The following is a 12,957-nucleotide window of genomic DNA, read 5'->3' on the forward strand; positions in this document are numbered from 1 at the left end:
TTCATCATGGAAAGGTAAGGATATTATATTGTTCTTTCCTTTCTTTTTTATTACCTCAAAACTTCCATTTTATGAAATGCTCTTTTAGACTAGTTATCTCTTTATGCAAATTAAAGATATGGCTCTTTTACTCCCCACTTGAATCCACTCGATGTGACAGATCTACAAAATAACCTGAAAAATGACGAAAAAGTTGAATTTTATTTATATGGGTCATGTTTTTTATTTGCCTTACCTTTATAATATAAATGCTACATATTTTTTTACCACATCAGGAGGAACTTTCCTAAATGAACAATTCGAAAAACTCTTTCATTCTTGCAGGAACTATTATAGGTACCCTTATCGCCGGCACCTCTGCTTATGCTGGTTCTTATCAAGTTAAATCAGGGGACACCCTTGATAAAATCTCTAAAGCTAATAATACAACTGTCCAACAATTAAAATCTCAAAACCATTTGACTAGTAACCTTATTTTTCCCGGCCAAGTCTTGAAGGTTAATACTAAAGCCCAGGCAGATAAAAATAAGGATAAAACCGGAAAATATGTGGTTAAATTGGGGGATACTTTATCTAAAATTGCTAAAAAATATAACCTTTCCCTTAGTGCCCTGCTTAAATTAAACACTGATATATCTAATTCGGACCGCATTTATATTGGCCAATCCATCCGGGTTTCCGGACAAGCCCCTGCATCCAGCTTTACGGCTAAAAACAGTCAATCTAATGCTACATATACAGTCAAATCCGGCGACTCCCTGGACAAAATTGCCAGAGTCAATAATATGACTATCCAACAATTAAAGTCTAAAAACCATTTGACTAGTAGCCTTATTTTTCCCGGCCAGATCTTAAAGGTTAATACCCTTACCAGCAATCCGGATAATAGTAAAAATACAACAGAAGTTTATGTGGTTAAATTAGGGGATTCCTTATCAACAATCGCTAAAAGATATAACCTTTCCCTTAGTGCCTTACTTAAAATAAACCCTAATATTTCTAATTCCAATCGTATTCGTATAGGCCAAACCATCCGTGTTTCTGGGAAAGCATCTGCAACTGCAATTAAAAAACCGTCCAAATCGACCAAAGCGGATCAAGTTTTGGCAGCTGGCGCTAAATACATGGGAGCCAAGTATGTTTACGGTGCGAGCACTTCACGCACTGACGTATTTGATTGCTCTTCATTCACATTAAGGGCATTCCAAAGTGCAGGTGTTTCCTTGCCTCGAAATTCAGTGGCACAATCACACGTTGGTACAGCTGTATCTTCAAAATCCCTCCAAAAAGGGGATTTAGTATTTTTTGATACCAATAATGATGGTGTAATCAATCATGTGGGAATTTATGCCGGTAACGGTCAAATGCTCAATGCTTCTACATCTAAAGGTGTATCCTACGCAAACATTAACAATTCTTACTGGGGACCTGGCTTTGTAAAGGCAGTCCGTGTTCTTAACTAAATAATGATATGGCAGAAAACAAATGTTAGCTACACACTCACTTAAATAAACTCTATAAAAGGGCAAATGGAAAAAGCGTGTTTTGATAAAATATCATACACGCTTTTTTACGTATTATAATGTCAAATTGCCGCCAACTGGTGTTATGGCTTATAACCCTTCTCATCCTCACTCGCGCATTAACCTTTGCATCACCATAATCGCATAATTAAGTTGTTTACTGATACGGACTCCTTCCAAGCTTGATAATTCCTTTCGTTCAGCTATTTCAGCCTTCTTTTTTCTATGATAGGTCATCGTTTGTTGTAATAACCAGGCTCTTCTTAATAACATTTTCATCACCTGCCTGTTTTGTTAGATGTCATTCCTGCATTTCCTCTCACTTTTTATGGACTTTTTCTTAAATAAGATCTATGAACAGCTGATTATTGTTGAGATTTTCTTTATTCGGCTCTATTAACCGTCCTAATGATACATTTTTAAGCATTTTTGTGCCCCTTTATCCATGGAAATTGCCAAACGTAAAAAGAATGGTTTTCTCCACTTAGGAAAAATATATTCCCTATTACTTCGTGACATTATAATAATACTCTTAATTTAAAAATTCCTGGTTTCAATTTTGAAATGACAGTGACCAATACTGGTATTGTCATTCTGGAAATATCTTGTTTACTTTTTCAACTTGCCCTTCTTGTCCTTGATCGGACCGTATAAGTAGTAAGTACTGTAAAACCATTGCCAACAAAAAAAAGGCCTTCATCAAAGAAGACCTTTCAGACTGACTAATAAGAAGAGCAAGTTTGCCTACAGTTTTTAATAGAAACACATTCCATCTCAGAAATCCGCTCCCTTTGCGCCGACTGGCTGCCAAGCCTCCTCGCCTCAAGCATCTAGCGGGATCTCAGCTAGCCAGTTATTCGGCAGGGGTGTAGCAAATTTCTTCAATCCAATAAGGATTACAGTAAAAAACCATTAAGGATAATCTAGTCATGTTTTTAAATCATGGTCCGGGGTGAGATTCCGAACTTCCTTTTGGTATTACTTTAGTTTTTCTTGCTTTTCAAGATACTGCCTCATTTTTTGCAAATAATCCGGTGCATCCATTTGATCTTTCACGACCAATTCTATAAGGCAAAGCTTATCGGCGTTCATGTCCTGAGCATTTGTAATGGCATCATCCAATTCACCATTCGTCTCGACTTTTGCTGTAAATGCCTCTTGACCAAACGCTTCAGCCAGTTTTGTATAATCCCACTCTGGTATCTCGTTGTATTTCTGCTTTTCTATATCGACTTTGACGTTTAAGAATTTTTCTATCGTGTAGCCGTTATTGTTGAGGATGAACACGATGGGCTTGCAGCCGTTCTCCAGCATCGAGCTTATTTCCTGTGCTGTCAGCTGTATCGAGCCGTCTCCGGTAAACAAAAGAACACGCCGGTTTCTATCCGCTATACAAGCACCGAAAGCTGCGGGCGTCGCATATCCGATGCTTTGCCAGCCTCCCTGAGCTATGTAGGTCGCCCCTTTCGGCAACCTGACCTGTGACATGCCATAAGAGAATGTTCCTGTTTCCGTGACCACAATGTCATTTTCCTTCAACATTTGCTGAATTCGAGGATAATAGGAAGCCGCTTCCAGTGGTGCTGATGGGTCTTCCACCATTGTGTCATACGGAAACGAGATGTTTCCGACAGATTCGTTCTGCCGGTAGCCAATGTCCTGGAGGGCATTTAGAATTTCCTCCGCCCTGACATTCATATAACTGGCTTCTCCCACTTTTAATGTGTCAGGTTGAATTTCCAACATTTTCAACGGGTTAAGCTTTGCTGTACCTTTGGAAGTATTGACGTCTGACCAAACAGCACCAACGGCTATGATGAAATCCGCTTCTTCTACAGTCTGAGTTACATCCATACTTCCGAAAGCTCCGCCGTATACACCAATATACTGGGGATGGCTCTCATCAAACCCGCTTTTTCCCTGCATTAACGAAGCAACTGGAACATTTAACCTCTCAGCGAGCTGCAGTACGGGTTTCTGCAGGTTATAACGAAGTGTTTTCACGTCCACAAGCAGAACCGCTTTGTTTACATGTTTTAACATACCTTTTATATGTTCCACTGCTGACTGCACCGCATCGACATTCGTTTTGGCCACATTTTCAGAAGTCTCACTGTGAGAAAGCAACGGTTTTTCAACAAGATCGATAGCCACTACCAAATAAACGGGCTTTTTCTTTTCTTTAGCGATTCTGATTGCAGCCGGTATCTCCCTAGCTGCGTTTTCTGGTGTAAGAATTGCCGTATAACTGGTGATATACTCATAAACCTTTCGGAAAACATCAAAATCTCCATCCATTAACGTATGATGGGCAAGCTCCTTCTCCTGTTGCATCATGGACTTTGGCGAGCCGACAATATGTATGAGCGGCACATTTTCACTGTACGCGCCAGCGATTGCATTACATGCGCTCATTTCACCGACACCAAAGGTGGTAATGAGTGCCGACATGCCCTTCACCCGGGCATAAGCATCCGCTGCGTATCCAGCATTTAGTTCATTTCGTCCATTAATAAACTCAATCCCATCGTAATCTTCCAAAGTATCTAGCAATGAGAAATTATAGTCTCCTGGCACACCAAAAATCTCTGTAATGCCTTCTGCTTTTAAGCAGTCGTATAAATATTGTCCCAAGGTTCTGTTTCCAGCCAAGTCAATCACTCCTTCATTCGATTACTCTCTACTTTATTTATACCCAAACATAAGTGGGTTAACCGTAAGTATCCATATACATAAGGTAGGTTCGCTACTCTATTAGGTCTAGTTTTAACTTTGCTGAATGATGTGATTGACATGATCCCAGCCATGGAATCTACTAAAAAATGATTCAAATATAAATCAAAATATCTGAAAATTCTTGATTCCACCTCTGTTTTTGATTTATATTTGAATCACGGAACAGTGGATAAGGGGGAAAATGATGAGTGATAACAATGTCAAAAGAGTTTTGGAATGCATCATCAACACATCCAATAACAATATTACCGTGACCGATGAAAAAGGATTCATTTTATTCACGAATCCTAACCATTGGTGGATATATGGAATCGAACCAGACCATTATCTGGGGAAATCCGTTTACCAGCTCGAAACGGAAGGAATCCTTTCACCTTCGATTTCCGCCATGGTATTGAAAGAGAAAACACCTGTCCAGATCATGCAGCATACGAAGACAGGAAAAATCGTCATGTCGACTGCCTATCCCATCTTTGATGAACATGGTGAATTGATTCGTGTCGTCAGTTATGCCCAAGATCAAACTGAAATCAGGAACCTCCAGGATCAGTACGGTCAATTGGAGAAAAAGATTCAAGAATACCAATCGGAGGTCGAGGAACTTAGGGAACAGGAGGAGCTGATCTTTCGCAGCAAGGAAATGCGGCAAATCGCCAAAACGATACACCGTGTTTCCAAAACGGATGCCACCGTCATGCTTCTTGGGGAATCCGGTGTGGGAAAGAGCGTCTTCGCCCGCCGGCTACATAATCAGAGTTACCGCAGCAAAGAGCCATTCATCGAAGTCAACTGCAGTACCATCCCAGAAAGTCTCTTTGAATCCGAAATGTTTGGATACGAAGCGGGATCCTTCACCGGTGCGCAAAAGCAGGGGAAGCAAGGGCTGGTTGAACAAGCAGATAACGGAACCTTATTTCTCGATGAAATCGGGGAGCTTCCCCTGGATATGCAAGTGAAATTATTGAATGTCCTGCAAGAGAAGACTTTTAAAAGAGTGGGAGGAAAAAAAGAGCATAAGATAGATTTTCGGCTTGTAACGGCAACCAATCAAAACCTTGAGGAAATGGTGGAAAAGGGAACATTCAGGCTCGATTTGTATTACCGCTTAAATGTGATTCCCATTCAAATACCGCCATTACGAGAAAGAAAAGAAGATATTGCCATCTTAATCAATCATAATCTCGAAATCATCAACAGGAAATACAAGTCAGATAAGAAATTGCACCCTTCAACTTACGAAATACTTATTCAGCATAAATGGTCAGGAAACGTGCGTGAATTGGAAAACCTGATTGAACGGCTCATTTTGACCTCGGAAGACTCCATCATTTTCCCAGGCTTTCTCCCCTCCCATTTCCATGGACAAGAATCTTTGGAGAAAATGGATGATACCTTAATGATCGACGATATGATGGTTGATGACCGTGATCTCAATACCGCGCTCGAACAAGTGGAAAAATGGATGATGATGAAAGCGAGTAAACAATGTAAGTCCACATATGAAATGGCTAAATTCTTAGGGATCAGCCAGCCTTCCGTCGTCAGGAAAATGAAGAAATATAAAGGTCAACTACCCATTAAGTAAAAAATATTTCACTGCAATCTCCCCTTTTGAGCATATAGAAATAGGAGACCTTCACATGAAGGTCTCCTATTTCTTATTTATTTGACACACCTGCAGATTCAAATGTTGCCATTTCTTTAATGACCAATGTCGCTGCCTTAAGGATGGGGTATGACAAGGCGGCCCCTGTTCCTTCCCCGATTCTCATTCCCAGGTCGAGGATCGGCTCCTTGCCAAGCAGTTCTATGGCCGTTCTATGACCCGGTTCTGCAGATCGATGTCCAACAAACATATAATCGGCTGCACGTCCGGAAATCAGGTTGGCCAATACAGCAGCCGTGGTTGTAATGAAACCATCAACAAGAATGGGTATACGGTTATTAGCTGCAGCTAGCATGGCCCCTGCCATACCTGCAATTTCGAATCCACCGATTTTCATCAAAATATTGATTGGATCATCAGGACTAGGATTTCTAAATGATATCGCTTCTTCAATTATTCTTCGCTTATGTAAAATGCCTTCTGACTTCAATCCTGTTCCCTTCCCCACTAGTGATTCGACGCTTTTCCCGCTTACGATGGAGATGATGGCGGTACTGGAAGTCGTATTTCCGATTCCCATTTCACCAAGAATCAGGCAGTTCGCTCCACGGGCAATCATTTTCTGTGCACGGTCATATCCAATTTCAAGCGCTTGAATTACTTCTTCCTTTGTCATTGCCTCTTCCTTATAAAAGTTTCTAGTTCCATTGCGGACTTTTCTCGAAGTTAATCCCGGTGCTTCGATATCTGCATCGATCCCTATATCGACAATGTCCAAGTAAGCATCTATCGCGCGGCTTAATACATTTATGGCAGCACCGTCATTCAGGAAATTGAGTGCCATTTGTTCCGTCACTTCTTTTGGATAAGCCGAAACCCCTTCTTCCGTAATTCCATGATCGGCTGCAAACACGATCACCCCCGGTTTCGAAATGTCCGGAAATGCCTCTCCTGTCATCTTGGCCAGTTCGATTATCCATTCTTCAAGCCGTCCTAGGCTTCCCTGAGGAACCGTCAGCGAATCGACATGTCCTTTAACCTGCCGTCCCATTTCTTCATCCAGCATCGGGATGGAGATGGCAGCTAACCCATTCGTCATATTAATACCCCCTACAATCCAAAATGAAAAAACCTTAACCATCGGAAAAGGTTCTTAACCATCATCTGCTATAAATACAATTTAGTCCATATAATTATCCTTTTGGCCCTCACTTGTATTCTCTGTGATCCATTTACTTCGGCACTCCCATTTCATTTAATGGGTAGATTCGAAATTTCACTTTGCCTACAAGTGATTCCTCAGAAATAAAACCAAATCTTCTTCCATCCCAACTGTTCCTTCTATTATCCCCCATGACAAATAAATGACCAACAGGCACCTTGGATTTCCCAAGTAAATCATTCAGGGTGAAATTCTCCGTCAGATTTTCTTCAGGTGGAATTTCCTCCTTTTTTGTTTTCAAATATGGTTCCGTATACTTTTTACCATTGATATATAAGACATCATCTTTCATTTCGACACTGTCACCTGGTAAACCTATCACCCTTTTTATATAATTCTCTTCCGCGTCCGGGGCATAAAATACGACCATATCGAAGCGCTCCGGCTTTCCGATTTTAGCTACCACGATCCGGTCATCATTTTCATAAGTCGGCTCCATTGATTCACCTTTTACTGTAACTGGTGTAAATAAAAACTGTTGGCAAATGAAAACGATGATTAAAGCGAATAAGATAGATTTCAACCACGAGAACACTTCACTTTTCACTTCATTCTTCATAAGGGCTCCCTCCCATCCATTGTCAACGGCTAATATTGGCACGCAGCGTCTAGACCAATTCTTTAGCGCTTTTAATCCCTTAATGCTGAGCGGTGGGTGATTTTCGAGGAGATATCCCAAAAGAAATATCTGGAAAAATTGTAACATATCCATTTATCGCTTGCGAGAATTAATCATTTTTATTAACAGGAGCGCAGAGCAAATCCAATATAGAAAAAAGGATAGCGAATTTCAGCTATCCCTTTTTTCTTAGTATCACCCTTGCTCCAACATCCTTATATTATGAAACTTAGTATTTATTCCAAGTCAATATAGTATCGAGTGGCAAACGGACTTTTTCAAACCCTGCTTTAGTTCCTTTTCCAAGGGAAATTAACATGACAGGTTTGAAGTTTTCCGGAACATTGAATGCATCAACAAATTTGGCTTCATCGAACCCTCCCATTGGAACTGTATCATATCCTTTTGCTTTTGCAGCTAACATGATCTGCATGGAAACCAAGCCACCGTCAATCATGGCTACACTTAAAGCTTTCTCAGCAGAAAAGTTACCGTAATTATGCATGATTGAGGCTACATATGGCTCTTTGATTTCATTCTTCATGATCCCTTTATTGACTAATTCACCATAAATCCGCTCTGCATTTTTGTAACCTTCTATATCAGCTAAAACGGCAATGACAGCAGATGCATCGACGATTTGTTGTTGGTTATTGGCGATGGGGAGCAATTCTTGCTGGGTTTGCTTATCTTGAATCACAAGGAATCTCCATGGTTGTAAGTTGGAAGAAGACGGTGCTTGAATCGCAATCTCCAGGATTTCACGAATTTCCTCTTCAGTCATCACGTATTCAGCATCGTACTGGCGAACAGATCTCCGTTCTTTTGCTACCGTAATGAAGTCCGTATCAGTAAGGACCTTCGGCTTTTCAAGCGGTATACTCATTTCTTTCGATTTATTTAGGTACTCTTCTTTACTCATTATATTTTTTGTCATTTTTAATGACCTCCATTTAACTGTTATTAATACAGGAACAGTATATAACGCGTACTGTTCTTTTGTCAAATACAGTTTAAGAAAAACGAAACCCTGTCAGTTTCGTTTTTCACTTTAAGATTTTGATAGTAAATCAGCAATCGTCTTCTGCTCCAAGCCTTGTATAATCCAGCTCTCCATCTCGTTTTTCAAACCGCATAAAGCCTCGCGGGAAGATGGTTGAAAGCACTTTTTATCATTCACATCAAGAAAGCCCTTTGAAAAAGGTTCGGATTTAATTGCAGAGTATATATCTGCAAGAATGATTTGTTCGGGATTTTTGGCAAGTGAATATCCCCCATCCCTGCCTTCCTTCGCTTGAATCAGCCCTGCCTTCACTAAATTACTTAATATTTTTCTAAGAAAACCTGACTCCGAATCAAGCTTATCGGCCAATTTATTACTATTACATAATCCATCATGATCAGCAAGAACTATCAGGGCTTGTACTGCAAGACTAAACCACATTATACTGGAAACCTTTTCTGACATTTCTTTCACCTCTATCCTCTACTTTAAACTATTTTTCAATGAATATACAACGCTTCATCGAACAATCCTGCCAAAATCTCTTTTTAATGAATATCATCGGGAAAACCCTTTTTTGGACCGCTGGGAGTTCCAGGGCAGTGATAGTAATAGGAACGATCTCCCACCAGATCTATCCTGCCAATACATGCTTTTCACCATTTTAAAAAATCCAGACAAAAATAAATAGACAAATTACTTGTCTTACAAATTATATTTATTGGAATATGGTAAACTTACTTAATAGAATGTACTTTGCTCAGAAAGTGGATGAATGATGCTGAAAACAATAAATAAACAATTGGATAAAGTTATGCCTCTCATCACGCCGATAAGTGTGGCTATTGGGGTATTATTGGCAGAACATCTAATGGATTACACCTTTCTTGTTCCATGGATATTTGCCTTCATTACATTTTCCGGAAGTTTAGGCTCTAACTTTAAATCTCTGCAACAGGCAGTCACCCACCCTTTACCTGTATTAATCGTATTGATCATCCTACATATGCTTATGCCTATTTGGGCTTTTGGTCTCGGCCATTTAGTGTTTCATGGTGATGCTTTCACGATTACCGGCCTGGTCCTGGCTGTAGTGATTCCAACTGGTGTCACCAGTATGATCTGGGTATCCATTTATAACGGGAATGCCGTACTTGCCCTAACCATCATCTTAATCGATACCCTTCTCTCGCCATTCATCGTTCCTTACAGTGTTTCCCTTTTTGGGGGCGGTTCGATCGAAATGGATTTAGGGTCGATGGTGAAAGGATTAATCGGAATGGTCGTTCTTCCCTCCATGCTTGCCATGTTCTTGAATCAGGTTACAGAAGGGAAGATACAATATACACTATCCCCCCGCTTAGCTCCTTTTTCCAAGATAAGCGTTGGAATCGTAGTCATATTGAACAGTTCAAAAATTGCGCCTTATTTAACCCATTTCGATAAGAAATTAATGATCATAGCCTTCTTGGTTTTGTTCATAGCTGCTTCAGGTTATGCCCTTTCTTGGATGGTCGGTGCATGTTTAAGATGGGATAGGGCGGATATCTTCACCTTGACATTTACAGGCGGTATGCGGAACATCAGTGCAGGAGCCGTTCTAGCAACCACCTATTTCCCTGCTGCCGTGGCGGTACCCGTTGTACTTGGCATGCTGTTTCAACAAATGCTTGCCTCCTTTTTTGGCTATGTCATGGAAAAGCATTTTCATCGTGGTGTGAATGAAGGGTGATCCGCCAAATGATTATTTCCTAGGCATCCTTTTTCCCTTTCATTAATATTCCAATTATAATAGGTGGTGGAACACATTTACATGATTATCCATTACAAATCCTTGGAGGTATTGAAGATGAAAGTTGTTGCAATAGTGGGAAGTATCCGTAAAGAGTCTTACAACCTTAAGCTTGCCAAATATATTCAAACTAGATATCATGACCGGTTTGCTCTAGAAATCTTGAACATTCGGGATTTACCTTTTTATGATCAAGATATTGAAAATGACCCTCCATTAGTTGTAAAAGAATTTAAAAGCAAAGTGGCCGAAGCAGATGCAGTCTTGTGGGTAACACCTGAATACAATGGTACGATTCCAGGTGTATTGGGCAATGCAATCGATTGGTTATCACGTGTCGATAAAGTCTTGATCGGCAAACCATCATGGATCATGGGTGCGTCAATGGGGCAATTAGGAACGGTTAAAGCTCAATTGCATTTGCGTGAAATCTTATTCGCAATAGGCATCTCCTCCCCACTCCTTCCCGGAAATGAAGTATATGTTGGTGCAGTGCATGACAAAATCGATAACGAAGGCAGGCTTACACATGAGTCAACTGTCCAGTTTATCGATACTGTCGTCGATAACTTCATTAGCTGGTATAACCATCATACTCGTTAATGCTTTTTAACAAGAATCCCAGCAGGTTTGATCCTGCTGGGATTCTTGTTGCATGATAAAAGAGGGAATTAAACAAAGTTCATCCTCTTCCCGCTTGGAATGCAGGGTATTTTGTCATTCCTCCGTCAGCGAATAGAGTGATGCCCGTTACATAACTGGACTCTGAAGATGCCAGCCATGCAGCAACCGCAGCAATTTCTTCAGGCTTTCCGATATACCCCATCGGAATCATGCTTTCAAGATCCTTTTTCTTTTCGGGATCTTCAAGCTTGTCGGCATTTATTGGCGTGGCGATGGCTCCAGGACCAATGCTGTTCACACGGATCCCTTTTGGTGCATATTCAAGAGCCAGGGTTTCCGTAAGCAGCTTCACCCCGCCCTTGCTTGCCGCATAGTGAACGAATAAAGGCCAGGGAATCATCTCATGTACACTGGACATGTTTATCACATTCCCTTTAATATCGTTCTCGACAAAATACTTGATAGCTTCACGGCAGCCTAAGAAATTTCCGGTTAAGTTTGTATTGATTACCCTATTCCAGTCACTTAACGGCATCTCGTGAGATGGAACCGGATTTTCAATTCCTGCATTATTGATGAATATATCGAGTTTCCCGAAGTTCTTTATCGCTGATTGAACAAGGTTAATCACATCTTCTTCAACGGTGACATCGCCTTTTATTGCAATAGCTTCCCCACCATTTGTTTTGATTTCTTCCATTACACTATCCGCTTCCTCTGATTTAGTGCGATAATTAACCACGACCTTTGCCTTTTCCTTAGCAAAGCGAATGGCCATCGCTTTTCCTAAACCAGTGGATGAACCCGTTATAACAACTACCTTACCTTCTAAATCTGAATACATTTAATCACCCTCCAATTAACTTTTTGCCAATCCGAGCATAATCCCAGCTATGATGATCAAGATAATTCCAATTACAATTCCAATTAGTTGACGCTTCGTTTTCTTTTCACGTAAAATGATTATCCCGCCGAGAGTTGAGATGACTATGCCCATTTGCGAAAGGGAAAAACTGGTAGCCACTCCCACACGGGGCTGTGATATGAATAAAAACATGTTCCCTGCAGCCCATATCAATCCCGGAATGATATTGCGAATCGTATATTTGTTAAATGGTTTATGTTTAAAAGTCAATAACAGACCGCCTATCACCATCCCGATCGCTTGAGGGAACAACGCTGACCAGCCATCAACATCAAATAGACGGGCCACGACCACATAAACCAAATAACCGAATGTCGAGATGAGGAGAATAACAATTCCTTTCTTCAAGTTTCCCGACTTGCCCTCTTTTGATTCTTTATCTTCCAAGGAGGTCAAGACGATTCCTATAATAATGAAGACTAATGCCAAAACGCCTAAAATAATCGCTTTCATTGTAGACCATTCGTTAAAAACTATGACCCCGAATAATGTGGTTGAAATGAGCTGCAATCCAGTTGATATCGGCATCGTTTTGGATACTCCCATTAAATCAATGCTCTTAAGCTGATTAGCTTGTCCAACGGCCCAAAACAATCCAGATACGACTCCGACTCCAAACACCAGAAGTGACAACTTAATATCGGCAAAAATATAAACACCAATTGAAAAAATCAAGGCACCAATCGTTGTACCTAGTGTTTGACTATAGGGTCCACCCCCGAGTTTCACATTAAATAAAACGATGCTTCCCCAGAATAATGCCGGCAAGAGAGCTAATAATATATCCATTTTCAACCCCCATATATGTAAGTTCAAAACTAAGCAGAAAATTTCATTTTGTCTTCTTTTAATATGTACGCATTATTTGAAATGACCCTTGGTAATTTTATGAAGTGTTTCCCCCAAA

12 protein-coding genes are annotated in these 12,957 nt (G+C 40.5%); 4 read left to right on the plus strand and 8 right to left on the minus strand.

Annotated elements, in window-relative coordinates; all coding sequences use genetic code 11:
- The first annotated feature begins 290 nt into the window (after positions 1 to 290).
- Complete coding sequence (locus tag QFZ73_RS06430) at positions 291 to 1,463, plus strand: C40 family peptidase (protein ID WP_251435386.1); 1,173 nt, start codon at positions 291 to 293, stop codon at positions 1,461 to 1,463.
- Between the two features lie 168 nt (positions 1,464 to 1,631).
- Here the strand turns inward: QFZ73_RS06430 and QFZ73_RS06435 are convergent, their stop codons facing one another.
- Positions 1,632 to 1,796: a hypothetical protein gene (locus QFZ73_RS06435; protein ID WP_307264344.1), complete on the minus strand. Its 165-nt coding sequence runs from the start codon at positions 1,794 to 1,796 to the stop codon at positions 1,632 to 1,634.
- A gap of 705 nt (positions 1,797 to 2,501) precedes the next feature.
- Positions 2,502 to 4,184: an alpha-keto acid decarboxylase family protein gene (locus tag QFZ73_RS06440; RefSeq protein WP_373458913.1), complete on the minus strand. Its 1,683-nt coding sequence runs from the start codon at positions 4,182 to 4,184 to the stop codon at positions 2,502 to 2,504.
- Between the two features lie 259 nt (positions 4,185 to 4,443).
- On the opposite strand from QFZ73_RS06440, the gene QFZ73_RS06445 reads away from it, so the two are divergent.
- A complete protein-coding gene (locus QFZ73_RS06445; protein ID WP_373458914.1) occupies positions 4,444 to 5,844 on the plus strand; it encodes a sigma-54 interaction domain-containing protein in 1,401 nt (466 codons plus the stop codon).
- Between the two features lie 73 nt (positions 5,845 to 5,917).
- Here the strand turns inward: QFZ73_RS06445 and cobT are convergent, their stop codons facing one another.
- The 4 genes from cobT to QFZ73_RS06465 all read right to left on the minus strand — a co-directional run bounded on the left by cobT (position 5,918) and on the right by QFZ73_RS06465 (position 9,174).
- Positions 5,918 to 6,964 carry a nicotinate-nucleotide--dimethylbenzimidazole phosphoribosyltransferase gene (gene cobT, locus QFZ73_RS06450; RefSeq protein WP_307264353.1) on the minus strand — a complete coding sequence of 349 codons (1,047 nt, stop codon included), beginning with the start codon at positions 6,962 to 6,964 and terminating at the stop codon, positions 5,918 to 5,920.
- 133 nt (positions 6,965 to 7,097) lie between these two features.
- Positions 7,098 to 7,646 (minus strand): signal peptidase I, encoded by a 549-nt coding sequence (lepB, locus tag QFZ73_RS06455; RefSeq protein ID WP_251435373.1) that lies wholly within the window; start codon positions 7,644 to 7,646, stop codon positions 7,098 to 7,100.
- A 289-nt stretch (positions 7,647 to 7,935) separates the two neighbouring features.
- Positions 7,936 to 8,643: a nitroreductase family protein gene (locus QFZ73_RS06460; protein WP_251435371.1), complete on the minus strand. Its 708-nt coding sequence runs from the start codon at positions 8,641 to 8,643 to the stop codon at positions 7,936 to 7,938.
- Between the two features lie 114 nt (positions 8,644 to 8,757).
- Positions 8,758 to 9,174 (minus strand): RrF2 family transcriptional regulator, encoded by a 417-nt coding sequence (locus QFZ73_RS06465; RefSeq protein WP_307264360.1) that lies wholly within the window; start codon positions 9,172 to 9,174, stop codon positions 8,758 to 8,760.
- A 310-nt stretch (positions 9,175 to 9,484) separates the two neighbouring features.
- Here QFZ73_RS06465 and QFZ73_RS06470 point away from each other — a divergent pair, with 310 nt between their 5' ends.
- Positions 9,485 to 10,441 (plus strand): bile acid:sodium symporter family protein, encoded by a 957-nt coding sequence (locus QFZ73_RS06470; RefSeq protein ID WP_307264363.1) that lies wholly within the window; start codon positions 9,485 to 9,487, stop codon positions 10,439 to 10,441.
- Positions 10,442 to 10,558: 117 nt separating this feature from the next.
- Positions 10,559 to 11,104, plus strand: coding sequence for an NADPH-dependent FMN reductase (locus tag QFZ73_RS06475; protein WP_307264366.1), 546 nt, complete (start codon positions 10,559 to 10,561; stop codon positions 11,102 to 11,104).
- A gap of 79 nt (positions 11,105 to 11,183) precedes the next feature.
- Here QFZ73_RS06475 and QFZ73_RS06480 read toward each other — a convergent pair whose 3' ends face one another.
- The gene (locus QFZ73_RS06480) at positions 11,184 to 11,969 is read right to left on the minus strand and encodes a glucose 1-dehydrogenase (RefSeq protein ID WP_307264370.1); all 786 of its coding nucleotides are present in this window, start codon (positions 11,967 to 11,969) and stop codon (positions 11,184 to 11,186) included.
- Between the two features lie 15 nt (positions 11,970 to 11,984).
- Complete coding sequence (locus QFZ73_RS06485; RefSeq protein WP_251435363.1) at positions 11,985 to 12,839, minus strand: RhaT/GlcU family sugar-proton symporter; 855 nt, start codon at positions 12,837 to 12,839, stop codon at positions 11,985 to 11,987.
- Between the last annotated feature and the right edge of the window lie 118 nt (positions 12,840 to 12,957).

The sequence above is a fragment of the Peribacillus sp. V2I11 genome (assembly GCF_030817135.1).
Classification (GTDB): domain Bacteria; phylum Bacillota; class Bacilli; order Bacillales; family DSM-1321; genus Peribacillus; species Peribacillus simplex.

Excerpts from the sequence above, each read along its gene's own strand:
- QFZ73_RS06460 (WP_251435371.1), bottom strand. The coding sequence starts at position 8,643 with ATGACAAAAAATATAATGAGTAAAGAAGAGTACCTAAATAAATCGAAA.
- lepB (WP_251435373.1), bottom strand. The coding sequence starts at position 7,646 with ATGAAGAATGAAGTGAAAAGTGAAGTGTTCTCGTGGTTGAAATCTATC.
- cobT (WP_307264353.1), bottom strand. The coding sequence starts at position 6,964 with ATGACGAATGGGTTAGCTGCCATCTCCATCCCGATGCTGGATGAAGAA.
- QFZ73_RS06430 (WP_251435386.1), top strand. The coding sequence starts at position 291 with ATGAACAATTCGAAAAACTCTTTCATTCTTGCAGGAACTATTATAGGT.
- QFZ73_RS06485 (WP_251435363.1), bottom strand. The coding sequence starts at position 12,839 with ATGGATATATTATTAGCTCTCTTGCCGGCATTATTCTGGGGAAGCATC.
- QFZ73_RS06445 (WP_373458914.1), top strand. The coding sequence starts at position 4,444 with ATGAGTGATAACAATGTCAAAAGAGTTTTGGAATGCATCATCAACACA.
- QFZ73_RS06475 (WP_307264366.1), top strand. The coding sequence starts at position 10,559 with ATGAAAGTTGTTGCAATAGTGGGAAGTATCCGTAAAGAGTCTTACAAC.
- QFZ73_RS06435 (WP_307264344.1), bottom strand. The coding sequence starts at position 1,796 with ATGTTATTAAGAAGAGCCTGGTTATTACAACAAACGATGACCTATCAT.
- QFZ73_RS06470 (WP_307264363.1), top strand. The coding sequence starts at position 9,485 with ATGATGCTGAAAACAATAAATAAACAATTGGATAAAGTTATGCCTCTC.
- QFZ73_RS06465 (WP_307264360.1), bottom strand. The coding sequence starts at position 9,174 with ATGTCAGAAAAGGTTTCCAGTATAATGTGGTTTAGTCTTGCAGTACAA.
- QFZ73_RS06480 (WP_307264370.1), bottom strand. The coding sequence starts at position 11,969 with ATGTATTCAGATTTAGAAGGTAAGGTAGTTGTTATAACGGGTTCATCC.